This window comes from Streptomyces kaniharaensis (assembly GCF_009569385.1).
In the GTDB taxonomy this organism is placed as follows: domain Bacteria; phylum Actinomycetota; class Actinomycetes; order Streptomycetales; family Streptomycetaceae; genus Kitasatospora; species Kitasatospora kaniharaensis.
The window spans coordinates 1-17,369 of the sequence record NZ_WBOF01000002.1 but is presented as its reverse complement, the minus strand read 5'-3'; the positions used below and the strand labels follow the sequence as shown (position 1 = coordinate 17,369).

At 72.8% G+C, this 17,369-nt stretch carries 16 protein-coding genes and 3 pseudogenes; 15 read left to right on the top strand and 4 right to left on the bottom strand.

Going from position 1 to position 17,369, the window contains the following annotated elements; all coding sequences use genetic code 11:
* Positions 1–23 precede the first annotated feature (23 nt).
* The 9 genes from F7Q99_RS27590 to F7Q99_RS27550 all read left to right on the top strand — a co-directional run bounded on the left by F7Q99_RS27590 (position 24) and on the right by F7Q99_RS27550 (position 8,253).
* The gene (locus tag F7Q99_RS27590; RefSeq protein WP_153466687.1) at positions 24–833 is read left to right on the top strand and encodes an ABC transporter ATP-binding protein; all 810 of its coding nucleotides are present in this window, start codon (positions 24–26) and stop codon (positions 831–833) included.
* Positions 830–2,227, top strand: a complete 1,398-nt coding sequence (locus F7Q99_RS27585; protein ID WP_326847269.1) for a hypothetical protein — start codon at positions 830–832, stop codon at positions 2,225–2,227. Before F7Q99_RS27590 ends, F7Q99_RS27585 begins: the two co-directional genes overlap by 4 nt.
* Positions 2,224–2,793, top strand: a complete 570-nt coding sequence (locus tag F7Q99_RS27580) for a hypothetical protein (RefSeq protein WP_153466685.1) — start codon at positions 2,224–2,226, stop codon at positions 2,791–2,793. The genes F7Q99_RS27585 and F7Q99_RS27580 overlap by 4 nt, the downstream gene beginning before the upstream one ends.
* A gap of 177 nt (positions 2,794–2,970) precedes the next feature.
* Complete coding sequence (locus F7Q99_RS27575) at positions 2,971–3,267, top strand: hypothetical protein (RefSeq protein WP_153466684.1); 297 nt, start codon at positions 2,971–2,973, stop codon at positions 3,265–3,267.
* A gap of 236 nt (positions 3,268–3,503) precedes the next feature.
* Entirely contained in the window at positions 3,504–4,088 is a 585-nt protein-coding gene (locus F7Q99_RS27570; protein ID WP_153466683.1) for a TetR/AcrR family transcriptional regulator, read from the top strand.
* 81 nt (positions 4,089–4,169) lie between these two features.
* Positions 4,170–5,465 carry an MFS transporter gene (locus F7Q99_RS27565; RefSeq protein ID WP_153466682.1) on the top strand — a complete coding sequence of 432 codons (1,296 nt, stop codon included), beginning with the start codon at positions 4,170–4,172 and terminating at the stop codon, positions 5,463–5,465.
* A 209-nt stretch (positions 5,466–5,674) separates the two neighbouring features.
* On the top strand, positions 5,675–6,562 hold the full coding sequence (locus F7Q99_RS27560; RefSeq protein WP_407697887.1) for an MBL fold metallo-hydrolase: 888 nt from the start codon (positions 5,675–5,677) through the stop codon (positions 6,560–6,562).
* A 103-nt stretch (positions 6,563–6,665) separates the two neighbouring features.
* On the top strand, positions 6,666–6,875 hold the full coding sequence (locus F7Q99_RS27555; RefSeq protein WP_326847267.1) for a hypothetical protein: 210 nt from the start codon (positions 6,666–6,668) through the stop codon (positions 6,873–6,875).
* Positions 6,862–8,253 carry an amidase gene (locus F7Q99_RS27550; protein ID WP_153466681.1) on the top strand — a complete coding sequence of 464 codons (1,392 nt, stop codon included), beginning with the start codon at positions 6,862–6,864 and terminating at the stop codon, positions 8,251–8,253. Before F7Q99_RS27555 ends, F7Q99_RS27550 begins: the two co-directional genes overlap by 14 nt.
* Before the next feature lie 280 nt (positions 8,254–8,533).
* On the opposite strand, the pseudogene F7Q99_RS27545 reads toward F7Q99_RS27550, so the two are convergent.
* A pseudogene (locus F7Q99_RS27545) lies at positions 8,534–8,827 on the bottom strand (helix-turn-helix transcriptional regulator); the annotation flags it as partial.
* A gap of 153 nt (positions 8,828–8,980) precedes the next feature.
* Here F7Q99_RS27545 and F7Q99_RS27540 point away from each other — a divergent pair.
* The 3 genes and pseudogenes from F7Q99_RS27540 to F7Q99_RS27530 all read left to right on the top strand — a co-directional run bounded on the left by F7Q99_RS27540 (position 8,981) and on the right by F7Q99_RS27530 (position 11,474).
* On the top strand, positions 8,981–9,403 hold the full coding sequence (locus F7Q99_RS27540) for a VOC family protein (protein WP_153466680.1): 423 nt from the start codon (positions 8,981–8,983) through the stop codon (positions 9,401–9,403).
* 193 nt (positions 9,404–9,596) lie between these two features.
* Positions 9,597–10,687: pseudogene (locus tag F7Q99_RS27535) on the top strand (winged helix DNA-binding domain-containing protein).
* Positions 10,688–11,174: 487 nt separating this feature from the next.
* Positions 11,175–11,474: a hypothetical protein gene (locus tag F7Q99_RS27530; RefSeq protein WP_153466679.1), complete on the top strand. Its 300-nt coding sequence runs from the start codon at positions 11,175–11,177 to the stop codon at positions 11,472–11,474.
* Between the two features lie 92 nt (positions 11,475–11,566).
* Here F7Q99_RS27530 and F7Q99_RS27525 read toward each other — a convergent pair whose 3' ends face one another.
* Entirely contained in the window at positions 11,567–12,091 is a 525-nt protein-coding gene (locus tag F7Q99_RS27525; protein ID WP_153466678.1) for a MepB family protein, read from the bottom strand.
* Between F7Q99_RS27525 and F7Q99_RS43745 the strand changes: the two genes are divergently transcribed.
* Complete coding sequence (locus F7Q99_RS43745; RefSeq protein WP_407697879.1) at positions 12,090–12,350, top strand: NUDIX domain-containing protein; 261 nt, start codon at positions 12,090–12,092, stop codon at positions 12,348–12,350. The genes F7Q99_RS27525 and F7Q99_RS43745 overlap by 2 nt on opposite strands.
* A gap of 128 nt (positions 12,351–12,478) precedes the next feature.
* Here F7Q99_RS43745 and F7Q99_RS41600 read toward each other — a convergent pair whose 3' ends face one another.
* Both F7Q99_RS41600 and F7Q99_RS41595 read right to left on the bottom strand, forming a co-directional pair.
* On the bottom strand, positions 12,479–13,276 hold the full coding sequence (locus F7Q99_RS41600; RefSeq protein ID WP_230210952.1) for a hypothetical protein: 798 nt from the start codon (positions 13,274–13,276) through the stop codon (positions 12,479–12,481).
* Between the two features lie 858 nt (positions 13,277–14,134).
* Positions 14,135–14,252, bottom strand: a pseudogene (locus F7Q99_RS41595) (HoxN/HupN/NixA family nickel/cobalt transporter); the annotation flags it as partial.
* 243 nt (positions 14,253–14,495) lie between these two features.
* Between F7Q99_RS41595 and F7Q99_RS27510 the strand changes: the two are divergent.
* Together F7Q99_RS27510 and F7Q99_RS27500 are read left to right on the top strand one after the other, a co-directional pair.
* Positions 14,496–14,795 carry a hypothetical protein gene (locus F7Q99_RS27510; RefSeq protein ID WP_153466676.1) on the top strand — a complete coding sequence of 100 codons (300 nt, stop codon included), beginning with the start codon at positions 14,496–14,498 and terminating at the stop codon, positions 14,793–14,795.
* A gap of 444 nt (positions 14,796–15,239) precedes the next feature.
* Complete coding sequence (locus F7Q99_RS27500; protein ID WP_153466675.1) at positions 15,240–15,704, top strand: hypothetical protein; 465 nt, start codon at positions 15,240–15,242, stop codon at positions 15,702–15,704.
* The last annotated feature ends 1,665 nt before the right edge of the window (positions 15,705–17,369 follow it).

Genomic DNA, 17,369 nt, shown 5'->3' with positions numbered 1-17,369 from the left:
CGACCCTCGAAAGGGACCACCGCATGACGCCCACCACGAGCGCGGCCGACACCGCGCCGAAGACCTACGCCTGGGAGATCCGCGCCAGCGGCATGAGAGTACGCGTCGGACGCAAGAAGATGGCCGTCGACGGACTCGACCTCTCCCTTGGCATCGGCACCCACGGCCTCCTGGGGCCCAACGGAGCGGGAAAGACCACCCTGATCCGGACGCTGGCCACCGTGCTGCGCCCCACCGAGGGCGAACTGGAGATGCTCGGCACCTGCGTGGGCGCGATGGTCGACCACCGGGCCCTGCGCCGCAAAATCGGCTACCTGCCGCAGGAGTTCGGCTACTACAAGCGATTCACGGTGCGTGAGTTCGTCGAGTACATGGCCTGGCTGAAGGAGGTTCCCAAGGCGGACGTCCCCGCGGCCGTCCAGCGGGCCGTGGAACGGGTGGGCCTGGCGGACCGCGCCGACCACCGGATGAAGACCCTGTCCGGGGGCATGGTGCGGCGGGCCGGCATCGCCCAGGCCATCGTCAACGATCCCGCGGTGCTGCTGCTGGACGAGCCGACAGTCGGCCTGGACCCGGCGCAGCGGCTGCGCTTTCGCGAGCTGTTGCAGGAGTTGGGCCGCGACACCTGTGTGGTCGTCTCCACCCATCTGGTCGAGGACGTCGCGGCCGCCTGTTCCGACGTGGTGCTCTTCGCCGCGGGCCGCCTCGTCTTCCAGGGCACGCCGGACGACCTGGCGGCGGCGGGCGGCCCCGAGTATCCGGGCGACAGCCCCCTGGAGCGCGGCTACTCGGCCCTGCTCCAGGGCTCCGAGCAGCCGGGAGGCACCTGGTGAACGGGCGGGTGCTGCGTATCGAGCTGAAGCGCTCCCTCGCCCCGTGGCCCGGCCTCGTCGTCCTGGGAGGCAGTCTGGCGGTCTTCTGCCTGATCGACGGGATCTGGTGGCAGGGCGACGCGGGATGGACGGCCCAGTGGACTTCCATGGCCCTGTGGACCCGGTACCTGCTGGGCTTCTGGTGGCCGCTCGTGGTGGGCATGGGGGCGGTGTACGGGCTGCGCGACTCCCGCTCGCGGATGGCCGAACTGCTGACGACCACGCCGCTGCCGGCCTGGCGCCGTGCGGCGCTGCCGGCCGGCGCGACGGCACTCGTGCTGGCGTCCGGCTTCGGCCTCCTGGCCCTCGTGGGCGGAGTCCAGGTGGCCCTGGGCGCCACCGCGTACACGAGTCTCGGCTGGCTGCCGATCTCGCTGGTGGCGGCGCTGTCCCTCGTCGCGGGGGCCGTGTTAGGCATGGGCGTCGCGCGGGCCGTGCCCTCCGTGCTTACCCCGCCGGCCCTGACGGTGTTCCTCTTGCTGACGGCCCTCCTCCTGCGGCAGAGCAATGAGGGGGCACTGCCGTCGAGCAGCGCGCCGAACCGGCTCGCCTTGCTGTTCCCGGTGACCGCGGAGCCGCGGGAGGTGCTGCTGACTCTGGCCGGCTCCGTGCACTTCGGCCAGACGCTCTGGCTGCTCGGCATGCTCTCGACCGGTTTCGCACTGCTGTCGGCCGCGACCCGCCGGGCCCGACTGCTCGCGGTGGCCCCCGTCCTGGCCGGCGCGGCGCTGGCCCTGCTGATCCTTCCGGCCACTCCGCGTGACACCTACGTCGTCGACAAGGCCGCCGCCACCCTGGTCTGCGACGGACCGGTGTGCGTGACGCAGGCCAACCGCTCACACCTGCCCGAGCTCGCGCCGCGCGGCAAGGACGCGCTGCGCGTGCTGCACGACGCCTTGGGTGACAAGGCACCGAACTCGGTGCGGGAGGATACCGAGCTGCGCGCGCTCGGCGACAACCGCGAACTCTCCGGCGACGTGGTGCTGGTCGACTTCGACGACCCGCTGATCGCCCATGCGACGGGGGCGGAACTGACCCGCCTCCTGGTCGCCCAGGGCCTGGCACCGAACTGCTCACCGCGCACGCCCTGGGAGGGCGGGGGGCAGGTCGACATCCCCGTACAGAGCATCGCCGCGAGCTGGGCCCTCGGCGATCACCAGTTCGAACCGCTGCAGAGGCCGGACTCCTACGCGTACTCACAACGTACATGGGCGGACGCCGACGTCGCCTGGCAGCGGCTGATGGCGCTGTCACCGGCCGAGCAGCGCTCGCGGATCGCCGAGGTGCACACCGCCGCCCTCTCCTGCACGGGGTACAACGAGCTTTCGGTGCTGGCGGGAAAGGCGTCGCAATGAGGTGGCTGATGCTGTACGCGCGTTCACGGCAGGTGCCCACCTCGGCCGCGGCGGTCGCGCTCGTCGCGCTGGCGGCGTGGGCCTTCAACCAGGACGGCGCGGGCTCGATGGAGGGGATCGCGGTCCTGGTCCTGACCGCGAACGTGGCGGCCGCTTCTGTCGGGCTCGGCGGGCAGGATTCCGCACTGGATCGCACGGCCGCGATCCGGTGGATGCCCCGGCGGGCGGCGCACGTGCTGCTGGCCGGCGCGGTCGCCGGGGCGGCGCTGCTGGCGGTCCAGGCGGCGGGAGTGGGGCTCGCCCCCGCCGCGCTCGTCGTCCGGGACAGCGCGGGCCTGATCGGCCTGGCCGCGCTCGGGGCGGTGCTGTGCGGGGCACAGTTCGCATGGACCCTGCCGATCGGCTGGCTCGCGTTCACCCTCCTCGTCCCGGTTCCGCCCGGCATCGCGGGAGAGGTGGGCGGCTGGATGATCATTTCCCCCGCCACGACGGCGTCCGCCGCGACCGCGTGGGCCCTGCTGGCGACCGGCACCGTGCTGTACGCCGCAGCAGGACCGAGACGGTAACGGACATGCCCCGCGCTGAGCGCTTCAGTTGGCAAAGCTCGCCAACTGAAGCGCTCAGTCAGAGGTCGGCCTCTCCCCATCCATGACCTGGCCCCGGGGAGAGGCCGCCCGCCTGACCCTTCCATAGCCCCGAGCGCCTCGCCGAGTCGTCTCAGCATCCGAAGGAGAAGCACCGCCGTGGAGGCCACCACCGCCACCGCCGAGCAGGACGTGCCGGCCGGGCTGCGTGCCCAGGCCGACCTGCCGGGTCTGCTGTTCACGCTCGTTTGGGACTTCGACGACTCGGCCGACGCCGCGCTCGTCGACTGCTGTGCGGGCTCCTTTTCGGGAGTGCGGCTGGCGTGTGGTGTTCCTCGTGTGCTGTTCCTGGGTTGGTCGTCGGCCGGAGTGTGTGGCTGGAATGTGACGTGGGCCGGTCCTGTTTTGTGGGGAAGGTGTCCGGACGTGATCTGGAATGGTTCGGCAATAATCTGATCGGCGTGGGCGTCGGGTGCTGGGTCGACTGTTCGACGGCTTCGCTCGCATCTCGGACGTTCATCTGCTGGTCGACAGCACTGGCCTGTGCCCGGGCGGGGTCGCTGTCCGGGTTATCGGGCAGTTCGGTCTCTGATCTGGGGACGGGATGACGGCGAATCGTGGGCTCGTTTCGTAGCGGCCTGGCCGGGGTGACGTCCCGGCTGGACGCAATTTCTTCGCATTAAGGTGTGGGCATGGGTTTCCGAGCGACCGCACGTCCCGGTGGGCGCAGTGCTCGCGTCCAGCGGTCCGTGCACCGGGCTGTCCGTGAGCTGGAGGCGGAGGTGGGGCGGGAGGCGCTTACTGTGCCGCTGGTCGCTGCGCGTGCGGGGGTGACGCCGTCCACCGTCTATCGGCGTTGGGGGGACTTGCGGGAGTTGCTGTCCGACGTGGCGATCGAACGCTTGCGCCCGGACGCCCCGCCGGCCGATCACGGTGGTCTGCGGGCCGATCTGGAGGCGTGGGTCGCGCAGTTCGTCGAGGAGATGTCCTCGGCGGCGGGCCGTATGTACATTCGCGACGCCCTGCTGGGTGACCCCGAGCAGGGCAACGCGGTCCGCTGCTGCGACTACGCCGCCGAGCAGTTGGAGGCCGTCTGCGTGCGCGCGGCCGGGCGGGGGGAGGGGGTGCCCGGCGTGGAGAGCCTGCTGGACGTTCTCGTCGCCCCTGTGATGTACCGGATCCTGTTCCGCCCCTCGGAGTTGTCCGGGGCCTACACCGACGGCCTGGTCGCGGCGGCGCTCGGCGCCGCCGCGCCGCCCCCGCCCCCGGGCCGCTAAAAGCTAAATATTTGCGTCACGGGCCCTGAGTGCCTAGAGTGCTTAACGCAAAGCATTCGCCTTAAGGGTTCGAGGTGCTCCATGACCAGCGTGACCGCCCTGCCGTTCCGCCCTCGCCGCCTGCCCGCGTCGAGCCGCCGCAGCGCCTTCCACCTGCATGCCTCGGTCCTGGTGGCCCTGCTGGCAGCCTCCAGCGCACCGACCCCGATCTACCCGCTCTACCAGCACGCGTGGCACCTGTCGGCCACCACGCTCACCGTCGTGTTCAGCGCCTACGCGCTCGCCTTGCTGCTGGCCCTGCTGACCGCCGGCACGCTCTCGGACCGCCTCGGTCGGCGCCCGGTCCTCGCTGGGGCCCTGCTGGCCGAAGCCGCCGCGACGGCCGTCCTCGCCGCCGCCCAGGGGGCGGCGACGCTGATCGCCGCCCGGATCCTGCAGGGCCTGGCCACCGGCGTGGCCACCAGCGCCGCCGGAGCCGCTCTGCTCGACTTCGAGGACCCCGACCGCCCCGGCCGGGCGACGGCCGCCAACGCTGTCGCCCCTGCGGCCGGCATGGCCGCCGGCGTGCTGGCCGCCACGGCCCTCGCGCAGTACGCCCCCGCCCCCACCCGCACCGTCTACCTGCTGCTGCTCCTGCTCTTCGTCGCGCAGACCGCCGCCGTCCTGCGCACCCCCGAAACCGCCCGCTCCGGGACCGCCCGCTCCGGGACCGCCCGCTCCGGGACCGCCCGCTCCGGGACCGCCCGCTCCGGGACCGCCCGCTCCGGACCCGGCGTCCTGCGCTCGCTGCGCCCCGCGATCGCCGTCGCCCGCGCTTCCCGGCCGGCCCTGGCGCTCGCCGCCCCCGGCATCGCCGCCGCCTGGGCGCTGGGCGGCTTCTACTCCTCCCTCGGCCCCTCGCTCGCCCGTCTCATCGCCCCGCACACCGTCCCCGCCACCGGCGGCCTGGTCTTCTTCACCCTGACGGCCGCAGCCGGCCTCACCGGCCACGCCTGCCGGGCCCTGCCCGCCCGCGCCGTGAGTCTGACCGGCACCGTGCTCCTGCTCCCGGGGACCCTGCTGACCCTGGGCGCCCCCCACCTGCACAGCCTGGCCGCGCTGTTCGCCGGCGCCGCCGCGGCGGGCGCGGGCTTCGGCGCCGTCACCCAGGGCGCCCTGCGTCTGCTGCTGCCCCCGGCCGCCCCGGGCGAACGCGCCGGCACGCTCGCCGCCTACTACGTCCTCGCCTACCTGGCGATGAGCGTCCCCGCCGTCCTCGCCGGCCGACTGACCGACCTGTACGGCCTGCCCACCGCCCTCTCGCTCTACGCCGCGACGGTCCTGCTGCTCGCCCTGGCCGGCCTCGTCCGCGGCCTGCGGCGCCCGCCCGCCGCCTGAGCACACCCAGCCCGAGCACGCCCCCCCCGTACTGCCCGAAAGGACCCACCGTTGAGCACCGCCACCCCCCGCCCCGCCACGCCCCGCCCCGCCACGCCCCGCCCCGCCACGCCCCGCCACGCCCCGCCCCGCCACGCCCCGCCCCGCCACGCCCCGCCCCGCCACGCCCCGCCGCCTCCCGCACGAGCACGGGATGGAGCCTCGGCGACATCACCGTGCGCCGCGTCGACGAGATCGAACTGCCGCGGCAGACCGGGCCCTGGCTGCTGCCGGACGCCACCAGGCAGGTGCTCGACCAGGCGCCGTGGCTGCGCCCCGACTTCGCCGACGCCGACGTCCCCCGCCTGGCGAGCCACGGCTTCGCCGTGGAGGCCGGCGGACTACGGATCGTGGTGGACACCGGCATCGGCAACGCCAAGCCGCGCGCCAACCCGGCGTGGAACGGCCTGGACACCGACTTCCTGGAGCGCCTGACCGCCGCCGGCTTCCCGCCCGAGTCCGTGGACCTGGTGATCACCACCCACCTGCACACCGACCACGTCGGCTGGAACACCCGCCTCGACGGTGGGGGCTGGGTCCCCACTTTCCCCAACGCCCGCTACCTCACCAGCCGCACCGAATGGGACCACTGGGCCGCCGCCGACCTGGACGAGGCCCGCGCCCAGATGTTCCGCGACTCCGTCCACCCCGTCCGCGACGCCGGGCAGTACGACGCCGTGGCCGTCCCCGAACAGGGGCACGGGAACGCGGACGGGTACGAGGTCGCGCCGGGCGTCCTCCTGGTCCCCGCCCCGGGCCACACCCCGGGGCAGGTGGCCGTGGAACTGCGCGGCAGCGACCGCCGGGCGCTGATCACCGGCGACAGCATCCACCACCCCGTGCAGCTGTCCCACCCCCACGTGCACAGCTGCGTCGACACCGACCCGGCCACGGCGGTGCGCACCCGGGCCCGTCTGCTCGACGCCCTGGCGGACACCGACACGCTGCTCCTGGGCACCCACTTCCCCCAGCCGACGGCCGGCACCGTCCGCCGGGAGAACGGCCGCTACCGGCTGCTCGCCGAGCCGGGCGCCGAACTCCCGGCCACCGCGGCCTGACCGCGAGGGCCGCGGCGCCCGCAACCATCTCAAGCAAGCCATTGGCCTTTACGGTCCCCGATCGAGAACCCAACCGAGAACCCGACCGAGCAGGAGAGCATCCGTGTCCACCGTCGAACTCACCCCACCGGAGGCCGCCCGCTGGGCCGCCCGCTCCGGACTCGTCCTGCCCGCCGAGCGCCATGCCGCGGTCGCCGCGGTCGCCAACCACATCCACGCGGTCGTCTCGGTCCTGCGCGAGCTGGACTTCGCGGACGTCGCGCCCGCCGCCGCCTACCGCGCCGCACAGGAGAAGCACGATGCAGCCGTATGAGCTCTCCCTCACCGCCGCCGCGGACGCGATCCGCGCCCGGCGACTGTCCCCCGTCGAACTGGTCGACTCCGTCCTCGACCGCATCGAGAAGACCGAGCCGCGGCTCGGCGCCTACGTCACGGTCACGGCGGAACACGCCCGCCGCGCGGCCACCGAGGCCGCGCACGACGTGGCGCACGGCCGCCACCGGGGACCGCTGCACGGCGTCCCGATGGCGCTCAAGGACCTGATCGACGTCGGCGGGATGGCCACCACCGCCAGCTCCCGCGTCCGCGCCGGCCACCGCGCGGCGGCGGACAGCACGGTCGCGGCGCGCCTGAGCGCGGCCGGCGCCGTCCTGCTCGGCAAGACCCACACCCACGAGTTCGCGTTCGGCCTGACCACCCCGCAGACCCGCAACGCCTGGGACCGCGGCCGGGTCGCCGGAGGCTCCAGTGGCGGTTCCGCGGTCGCTGTCGCCGCGGGCGCGGCGACCTTCGCTCTGGGCACCGACACGGGCGGGTCGATCCGGGTGCCCGCCGCACTCAACGGGGTCGTCGGCCTGAAGCCGACCTACGGTCTGGTGCCCCGTCATGGCGTCACGTCCCTGTCCTGGTCGCTGGACCACGTCGGTCCGATCACCCGCACCGTCGAGGACGCGGCCTTGGTCCTGACCGCGCTGGCCGGACACGACCCCCGCGACCCCGCCTCACTGTCCGCGCCCGCCGCGCACTACCAGCCCGGCGACGCAACGGACCTGACGGGACTGCGCATCGGCGTGCCGCGAAACTACTACTTCGACCGGGTCGACCCGCAGGTGGAGGCCGCGGTGCGGCACGCCATCGGGCAGCTGGAGGCCCTGGGCGCCCGGCTCGTCGAGGTCGACATCCCGATGACCCGCTACGTCCAGGCCACCCAGTGGGGACTGATGGTGCCGGAGGCGGGCGCCTACCACGAGGGCAGCCTGCGCACCGTCCCCGAGCTGTACCAGGACGACGTCCGCATCCTCCTGGAGGCGAGCGAACTGATGAGCGCCGGTGACTACGTACGCGCCCAGCGCTCCCGCACGCTCATGCGCGCCGAGTGGGCGCGGATGCTGGAGGAGGTCGACGTGATCGCCGCCCCGAGCGTGCCGATGCCCGCGGTCAGGGCCGGCCAGGAGACGGTCACCTGGCCGGACGGCACGGTCGAGGGCGTCTCCGACGCCTACGTACGGCTCAGCGCCCCCGCGAACATCACCGGGGTGCCCGCCCTGACCGTCCCGGTCGGCCACGACGAGGCGGGCCTGCCGATCGGCATGCAGCTGCTCGGCCGGCCCCTCGGCGAGCCGGTACTCCTGCGGGTCGGCTACGCCCACGAGCAGACGCGGCCCGCCCCGGCCCTCGCCCCGGCGGCCTGAGCGAGGGCGCCCGGGACGGCGGCCTCCGGGGCGGCCCTCACGCCGGCGGTGCGGACTGGACCACCGTGCGGCCGCTGCTTGGACGCAGACGGCCGCTCAGTCCCCGGCCCGTTCAGGGGCTCACCGTGACGGTGGTGGTCTCGGGGTTGGCGCCGTTGTCCTGGTACACGCGGTCGCCGCTGTGGACGGCCGTGACGAGGTGCGTGCCGGCGGTGCGGAAGGAGGTGACGACGCCCGCGGCGGCGCATTTGTCGAGGCCGAGGAACAGCGGCCGCGGGCCCAGGGACGTGCCGGTGGCTGCGGTCGGCAGCGCGACGGCCAGGGCGACGGCCCGGTCGTCGTCGAACAGCATGGGCGGCAGGTGGGCGCCGGCCTCCAGGCGGTAGCCGCCGGCCGGTCCTTTGACGGTCGTGATCGGGTAGCCGAGTTCGCGCAGCCGGTCGATGTCACCGCGCACGGTGCGCGACGTGATGCTCAGACGCTCGGCGAGATCCTCGCCGGACCAGTCACGGTGCGTTTGGAGCAGCGAGAGCAGCGAGAGCAGCCGGGAGGACGTCTTGTGCAGGAGATCCATTTTCGCCGCAGTACAGGACACACCCTGTCCGCTACCTCCGCCACAGTGGCGTTCGAGCCGGTCGGGAGGCATCGCTCCTGTTCACGGCAGCCGTCACCGACGGGCTTGGACCGTCGGCGGCGTATTCGTCACATTGAGGCAAGGATCAGGGACATGTCCATCACGACCACCACCCACCTGAACTTCCGGGGCACCGCACGCGAGGCGCTGGAGTTCTACCAGTCGGTCTTCGGCGGACGCACCGTCGCGGTCACCTACAAGGACGCGGGCGCCGTGCAGGACGAGAGCGAGGCGGACTGGGTGATGTGGGGCGAGGTGACCGGCGACAACGGCTTCCACGTCATGGCCTACGACGTCCCCTCGCAGCTGCCCTGGAACCGGGGTGAGAACCCGTTCTTCGTCTCCGTCCGCGGTGACGACGCCGAGGAGATCGGCGCCCTGTGGGGCAGGCTCGCCGAGGGCTCGACCGTTGTGCGTCCGCTGGAGCCCGCGCAGTGGGCACCGCTGTACGGGATGCTCACCGACCGCTTCGGCGTCACCTGGGTCCTGGACGTCACCGCCCCGTACAACGGCTGATGCAGCCGACCTGACACGCCTGCGCCGTCCGGGCCGTCGCTGTCCCACTGGCGGTCCGGACGGCGCAGGCACCACCCACGTAGAGAAGCGGAAGGAAGCAGGTCACCGTGCAGATGCGGAAGCCGGGGCAGACCGGCATTGAAGTCAGCACCTTCTGCCCGGGCACCATGGTCTCGGGCAAGACGGGAACGCGATGACCGTCCTCGACACCCGCGCCCTCAACCGCGCCACCCTCGCCCGCCAGCACCTCCTCACCCGCAGCGACACCTCCGCGCCCGAGGCGGTGGCCCACCTGTGCGGCCTGCAGGCGCAGGAGCCCCAGGAACCCTTCGTCGGGCTGTGGTCCCGCCTGGCCGACTTCAAGCCGGAGCAACTGGACGACGCACTGACCGGCCGTACGGTGGTGCGCACCCACCTGATGCGCCGCACCGTCCACCTCGTCACCTCCGACGACGCACTCGCCTGGCGAGCCCGCCACGACACCATGCTGCGTCAGCGAGTCCTGGGAACCTACCGGCGCGAACTGGCCGGCATCGACCCGGACGAGGTCGCCGCCGCCGGCCGCGCGGCCATGGCCGACCAGCAGCCCCGTATCCATGAGCGACCTCGTACAAGCCCTCGAAGACCGCTGGCCCGGCCCACCACGCCGCGTCCTGGGCGAGCTGCTCGTCGCAGCCCTCATCCCCATGGCCCAGCTCCCACCCCGCGGCCTCTGGCGCCGGACCGAAGGCGTACGCAACCTGCCGTTGGCCACCTGGCTGGAACGGGACATCGACCCCCTGCCCACCGATGACACCGATCCCGTCGGGCGCCGCCTGCTGCGCCGCTACCTGGCCGCCTACGGGCCCGCCGCCAGCGCGGACCTGCGAGCCTGGTGCGGCCTCGCCGGTCTTCCCGCCGCGATCAAGGCCGTCCGGGAGGAACTCGTCGCCTTCCGCGACGGACGCGGCCGCGAACCGCTCGATCTGCCCGACGCACCTCGCCCCGACCCCGAAACCCCCGCCCCGGTTCCTACCGGCGTTCGACAACGCCATCCTCGGCTACCACGACCGCAGCCGCATCATCGACACCCCCCACCTCGGCCTGTCCGTCGCAGGCCACCGCACCGTCCTCGTCGACGGACGCGTCACCGCCATCTGGACCACGCGCAACCACCACCTTCGCATCAGCCCCCTCCGCCCCCTCACCGCCCCGGAACAGGAAGCCGTCCACGCCGAAGCCCAGGACCTGACCACCTTCCTGGACGAAGACATCGACCACATCCAACTCGACACCGAGAAATGACGATCAGACGGTCCCCTTCGCGAAACGTGAACGCCCGGCGCCTCCGGGGTGACCGTGGCAGTGCGGCCGCAGCCTGTACGGGATACGTCTCGGCGAGCGATACGGCCAACCAACGCGCCACAACCCCCTCCTCGCCCCTGGCCAACACAGTCCTCAAGCCCGGAAACAACAGCCACCCAACCCAACTGAGCGGGTCGGCGTTCCTGTCCAGTGAACGGCTCTGTCCCGTTACAGACCCCCACGCGGTACTGTCCGTTCCGATGCCGACGTCCAGCGGTCTAACCGCCGGCGGCGCGCCGATGGAAAAGGCAGGTGCGCTGCGACCAGGGCGTCTGTCATCCTCGGGCGCGTGCCAGCCGATCATCCTCGCCCGCCGCGCCCTTCGTCATGGCCGCTCGCCCCGGCAGATATCTGCAGAGCCCTCGGACCGCTGACGCCCGATGCCGACAACCTGTGCTTCAGCGACCGTCCGAGGGCCGACCGCACTGTGCTGCAGGTCGAGTGGATCCCGGCCCGCTCCGCACACCACGGCGGCGGTGCCTATCTGATCCCGCGGTCCAGCGTGCGAGTCAGCGCCTTCCCGCTCCCGGCCGCCGACCGTGAAGCTGCCCGCGATGCCCTGTGGCGGTACGCCCTTCCCGAGCTCGTCGGGTGGATCGAGAACGCCCGGCACTCGTCGGCGACCTGGAGGACGGCGCGGCATACCCGCTCCTGGCGCCTCGCGGGGAACGCCACCGTCAGCCGCGACGACTGGCAGCCGTACCCGCTGAGGAGAACCGCCGGGTAGTCAGGACGCGTGCGCGGGGCCCGTCCACTCGTTTCGGCGACTTCTGCATGACCCGTTGGTTCGGCGGAGGGATGCCGGGCAGGAGCGGGCGCTTACGGGTGGTACAGGGCGTGGGCGTGCGTCAGGTCGGCAGGCCCGTTCTGGCCGATGTGGAGGAAGTAGTTCACTTGCCATGCCTGTGTGTTGCGGGCCTGCCGGTTGGTCGTGGTCACCCACGGTGGGTAGACACGGAATCCTCGTTTCCCGCCGGAGCCGTTGCGGGAGACGATGTCGTGCCCGCACAGCACCTCGCGCGGGAACACGAACTGTCCGAAGCCGTTCTCGTCGTGGCTGCTGATGACGAAGAGGTCCACCCCGTCGGCGGCGTCGAAGGGCCGGATCGGCCCCTCCTGGGACCGCTGCCACACGGTGACGAACTGGCCCGCCTTCGTCGGGGTGGTCTTGGCAACGCGGAACCGGAGCGAGCGGCCGTCGAGCGTGAACCCGCAAGCCGCGTATTCGGCACTCTCCGGTTCGGGCACCGCCGGTGAGCAGGTGAAACCGCTCGGGTCGTACACCAATGCCTTCGCCGCCAACAGGTCGTCGTGGAACCCCGACCACGGCTGATTCGTCACCATGCCGTCATCCTGCCATCGCGACTGCCGGCGCCCAGACCGCCCGCAGCACCCGCTTCCCAGCGGCCTGGCCGACGAGGGGGAGAGCCCCCTGACGGCGCTCGGCCGAGAGCCGTACGAGGAGCCCGGCCTCGACCTCGCCGTCCTGGCACCACCCGCCCCGGCCCAACCGTCCACGCCGCTCACGGTTCTCAGCCAACCCGCTACACACGCCCGCGCGGACGGCTTTCCCCGCACCCCGCCCCGTGACCTGGTGCGATAACGGGCTCCACGCGCACCCGTGTTCTCACCCGGGCCCACACCCCACCACCGAGCCCAATCCCGGCCTCGCCTACACAGCGCTGCTCCCTGCCCGGGCCAGCCCCGGCCCAGCAACCCGCCAGACCCCTTCTACCGCACCGTCCCACCACCAGGCCCGAGCAACTCGGCGAGCGCGCCCGGGGACAGCCCCGCCCATGCGGCCACGTCGTCCGCCCGCACTCCGGCCTCCAACGCGGCCTCCACCGTCTCCCGCACCGCCTCCTGCAGCAGGCCGATGCTGTAATCCAAGCCCTTCAGCAGACGCTCGGCGGCCTCCGCACTGCTGCCCCGCTGCGCCCCGCGCAGCTGGATCAGCTGCTCCTCCGTGTCGCCGAGCAGGTTGGTGATCAGCACCCTCCGCTCAGGCTCAACCGCCGAGCGCCACATCGTCCCCGACCCCGGCAGCCTCGCTTCCTTCGTCAGCGCCCGCAGCTGCGCGGCCATGCCCGCAGGCTGGAGCTCCTGGCGCACCCGCCATAGACCGTCCCGGTACCCGGGCGGCACGGCCACCCCGCGACGTCGGCGGATCACCGCTCCCATCCAGGCGATCAGCGGCCCGCCGAAGTCGACCGCGGCCAGCGGCCCCAGCCACTGGCGCCCAACCCGCTCGCCCAGTCGCCGGCAGAACGCCCCGTCCGCCGGCAGCGCCCGAGGCCGCCCGGCCCCGCTGTCCCGCCAGACCAACTCGCTCATCACCGGATCCAGCAGCGCGGCGGCGACCTCCACCACCTCCGGGAAGACGGCCGCGTCCCGCGCCATCGCCCGCCACCGCCAGAAATCCCCGCCCGCGTCCCCACCCGCCAGGGCGTGCAGCCGAGCGGGGCACACCCGCTCGTCCGGCCACTCCAACGCCAGATCCCACCACCGGCACACCACCGCCCACGCCACCGAGAACACCTCCCCAGGCCCCACCCCCGCCCGCACCGCCCGCCTCGCCACCCCCGCCCACCGCCGCTGCGCCCGGGCGATCTCCGGCAGGCTGCGCAGATCCAGGTGCTCCAGCGCCTGGTCCGTGTCCGCATCCCAGCCACCGCCCGTGTCGCGTACACACCCGCTCCCACCGCTGCGCGTACCGCACCACCCGCACCGGCGCCCTGGCCCGCCGAGCCGTGACGACCGGCACCCGAACGCCACCGGCCCCACCACCGCACCACCCACCCGCCACACCGCCCCAGGGCCACTGTCAGCCGCCCGCGAGGCCAGTTTCTCGTCGGCCAGCCCCCACGCCGGCAACGCTCGCCCCAGCACGTCCTCGTCGACCCCGCACAACCCGGCCAGCACCCGCCGCATCCAGCAGCACCTCGGCGTCCGCCCGCAGCGCACCGCCCTCATGCCGAGGCCGGTGGCTGAGCCACTGCCAGTGCGTCAGCACAGCGGCGTCGTCCAGGCCGTAGCGGGCAGCGACCCGGCCAACCAACGAGAAGGTCGTCTCCCCGGCGATCGGAGAGACACGGAAGACCACGGAAGCCATGAGCCTAGCCTCGCGGAGAACAGCAGAACTTGAAGGCAGTTCCGCCTGCCCATCACCGCCGACTTGGAGGCGGCCCGGGAGGCGAACGCCGCGCTGCGCCCGTGCTGGACGTGCCGAGGCTCGATCGGTGGGAAGGCCGGCTCCTTGCTGGAGCTGCGGGAGAAGGCCGACCCGGACCGGCTGGAGTGCCCGCAGTGCGTCAGCGACCGGGAGACGGAGGAGTTGGGCCCCTTGGTGCTGCCCGCCCCGACCAAGCGCGAGCAGGTCGCAGCCCTGAAGTACAGGCCGACGATGACGAACCCGATGATGTTGAGGTCCAGGCCGCCAGCCCTGTCCCAGAACGTGCCATGCAGGTCGGGGCTTCTCGGCGATCAGCCCGAGCAGCTCCACGGTGCTGGCGCCTTGGACGTCGTCACCACCCCGGGCGGGCCCGCTCACGCTCCACCTCCTCCCGTTCCCGGTTACGCGTTCGGGAGCAGTGGTGACGGTTCGTCGGCCATGTGGAAGGAGGGGAGAAAAAGATCGCGGAATTCGACAACCCGGCCGGTCGAGGTTGTGTTGGTAATAGATGGCTACTGACGGGTCACTCCCTGATGTGCCGTCAACTACGTACGTTGAACGTGAGGAGAAAGCTCAATGCGCCATCGCATACCCACCATCGCCCTGACCGTCGCCCTGGCCGGCGGCGCCCTGCTCGCGGCCGCCCCCGCCCAGGCCGCCCCAGCCCAGCAGGGCGTGGCCACGGTCGTGGCCGACAACCCCACCGACCACCGCGCGGACATCGGCAGGATGCGCCAGCAGCTCGCGGAGCTGCGCGACAAGGCTGTGATGCTGGACCAGCTCGGAGACCACAAGGGCGCCCAGGACGCCCGTTTCCTGGCCGCCCTGCTGCAGCGCATGATCGACACCCTCATCGCCTCGGACCAGCACGGCTGATCCGGCATGGGCTCCGGTAGAACTCCGCAGGGAAAGCCCGCCCGCCGGCCCGGCGCCGGCGGGCGGGCGCCATCGAGGCTGAGCAGGGCGGCCGCCGGCGTGGGTCCGGGCGCCCCGCCGGCGCAGCAAAGGCCTCGTCCTGGCAGCGCCTCGCCCGCCTCACCCCCGAGGAGGTCCTGGACGTCATCCCGCTCTATCACCCCCTCTGGGCCGAAGCTGACCCCGGCGACATCGCCTTCGCCGACCAGCACGCGGCCCACGGCAACTTCCGCAACTGGGCCCGCCTGACCGCCCACACCCACACAGCCCTCCAACGTACCGGCCGCACCCGCGTTGACCAGGAGGTGCTCCGATGGGCCTTCAGCCGCCTCGGCCCGACCGGCTGACCAGCAACCGCCCACCGCGCACTCGGACAGCCTTAGAAATCGAACAAGGGCGCTTCAATTGAAGCGCCCTTGTTCGATTCGTTGCCCATACGGCCAGGTCCCGAAGGAGGAGAGCACCTGGGAGTACGGCCCCGGGGGACAGGTCGAGTGGACCCGCCGCCCGGGTGGCCGCAGCTGGCCCTGCCACCAGGACCGCGAGGAGCGCCTGGAACGGGAGGCCGAAGAACAGCTGGAGGCCGCCCGTACAGCCAACGCCGCGCTGCGGCCGTGCTGGACGTGCCGGGGCTCGATCGGGGGGAAGGAGGGCTCGAAGCCGGAGCTGCGGGAGAAGGCCCGGCCGGACCGGCTGGAGTGCCCCGAGTGCGTACAGGTCCGAGCCGCAAAGGGCTTGGGCCCGTTGATGCTGCCGGTCCCGACCAAGCGCGAGCTGGTGGCCGCGCTGGTGTCTGCTCCGGACGATCCGTGGTGGGAGGACCGGGTGCTGCACGCCAAGCTCTACCCGGCGAGGGGCCGTCGGGTGTGACCTGTTGGCGGGTGTGGGGTGTTTTGGCCTCGGAGGCGGGATTGTCTGGACCTTTGGTTGTGTCTGTCGGGGTGGTGGCGGGGTGGGTGTTCGGGGCGGGGTTTGGTGACTGTGTGTGGTGGTGGGTGGGGTTGGGGGTCGGGTCGGGCCGGTTGGGGGGTGGGTCTGGTGTTGTGGGTTGTTTTCGGGGGTGAATTCCGCCGGTAATTCGATTGGGTTGGTTTGGTGGATTGGCCGCTGGGTGGTGGTGTGAATTCGGGTTGGAATTGCTGGGTGGGGGTGGTGGCGGGGGTTGGTGTTCGGTTTCGTCCAGGCCGGGCCCGCCGTTCCCGGTGGCCGTGCCCGCCTCGCTGCGCCGCCGTCCCGGGCCTGCTGCGCCCCTGCTCGGCCGCCGCCGTCCAGGCCGTGCCCGCCCTTCCCGCCGTTCCCGGTGGCCGTGGCCGTGCCCGCCCCGCTTGCTGCCGCCGTCCGGGGCCGTCCGGGCCGTCCGGGTGCCTGCCGCCGCCGGTCCCGGCCCCGCCGTGCTGCCCTGCCTGCCTCGCTGCGCCGCCGTCCGGGCCGTGCCCGCCGCTGCGCCCTTCGCCAGACGGCTGGGTGGCCGTCAGGCCGCCGTGGAGGCTGTTCTGGTGGTCGTCCTGGTGGTGGGTGGGGGTGCAACGCGGGGCTGCAACGTGGTGTTGCGGTGGGGTGCAACACGGAGCCGTGTTGCGGGTCTGACCAGGTGTTATGTGGCCGGGAGCGGGGGCGGGTGGGCGTGTTGCACTTCGTGTTGCACCGGGCTGCGCCGGTTGGCCGGCCTCGGCGGCCTGCTGCCGCCTGCCCGCGTCGCCCGGTGCCGCGCCCGGCTGCTGGGCCCTGGCCGCCGTCCTGGTCGGCCGCCAGGCCGTCCCGCTGCGCCCGTCTCGGCCGTCCGGCCGCTGTGCCCGTGCCCGCCCTGGCCGCCCGGTGCCGCGCCCCGCTGCGCCCCGCCCTGGTGGCGCCCTGGCCGCCGTCCAGGTCCGGTGTTCGGTTTGGTGTCGCCACTCCGGGAATTGCCCGGGTGACGCTGGACGGGATTTCCTGGGCGGCCTGGAAGGACGGTCGTCGTGTCGTCGTGGAGGGCCGTAGGCCCCTTTCCGGTGTGCATTCGATTCCTTGCCGCTGCGCCCCGGAAGGGTTTCGGATTGCCGCCTGAAAGGGATCAGTGGGGAATTCGGATTCCCGCCGGAAGTGCGGCCGGATAGAGCCGGGATGGATGGCTGACGCGAGGTTTCCTGTTCTCGTCCCGGGCCCGTCCAGAGACCGGTAGGATAGAGCTGTTCGGAAGTCGGGGAAACGCTCCCGGGTTCGCTTCGGATTCCGGTCCGGAGTGTGCGGTTGAGGGCCCGTCAGGCACCGCCGTGCGGGGCGTCCGTGAGGGCCCGCCACCCGGGCCGGGCAGGCCCCGAGCCGGACCGGTGCCCCCAAGGTGCCTCCCGAGGGCCGCAGGCCCCGCCCCGGGGGCGCCGGATGGGCCGCCAGCCCAGCAATCAGGCGGCGGACCGGCCACCGGCCGGGACCGGGGGAGGGGCCCGGGGGTGAGGTTGTGACTGATACCCGAAGTCCGCGACACATCGTCAACGCCGAGGGCCGCAGGCCCCGGCCGGCACCCCCGCCCGATCGGAGGGATGGGCCACTACCCGAATT

What these genes read in the sequence shown, in the direction of transcription:
- F7Q99_RS27590 (WP_153466687.1), top strand. Translation starts at nt 24, where the DNA reads ATGACGCCCACCACGAGCGCGGCCGACACCGCGCCGAAGACCTACGCC.
- F7Q99_RS27580 (WP_153466685.1), top strand. Translation starts at nt 2,224, where the DNA reads ATGAGGTGGCTGATGCTGTACGCGCGTTCACGGCAGGTGCCCACCTCG.
- F7Q99_RS27570 (WP_153466683.1), top strand. Translation starts at nt 3,504, where the DNA reads ATGGGTTTCCGAGCGACCGCACGTCCCGGTGGGCGCAGTGCTCGCGTC.
- F7Q99_RS27565 (WP_153466682.1), top strand. Translation starts at nt 4,170, where the DNA reads ATGACCAGCGTGACCGCCCTGCCGTTCCGCCCTCGCCGCCTGCCCGCG.
- F7Q99_RS27550 (WP_153466681.1), top strand. Translation starts at nt 6,862, where the DNA reads ATGCAGCCGTATGAGCTCTCCCTCACCGCCGCCGCGGACGCGATCCGC.
- F7Q99_RS27540 (WP_153466680.1), top strand. Translation starts at nt 8,981, where the DNA reads ATGTCCATCACGACCACCACCCACCTGAACTTCCGGGGCACCGCACGC.
- F7Q99_RS43745 (WP_407697879.1), top strand. Translation starts at nt 12,090, where the DNA reads ATGCCGTCATCCTGCCATCGCGACTGCCGGCGCCCAGACCGCCCGCAG.
- F7Q99_RS27525 (WP_153466678.1), bottom strand. Translation starts at nt 12,091, where the DNA reads ATGGTGACGAATCAGCCGTGGTCGGGGTTCCACGACGACCTGTTGGCG.
- F7Q99_RS27510 (WP_153466676.1), top strand. Translation starts at nt 14,496, where the DNA reads ATGCGCCATCGCATACCCACCATCGCCCTGACCGTCGCCCTGGCCGGC.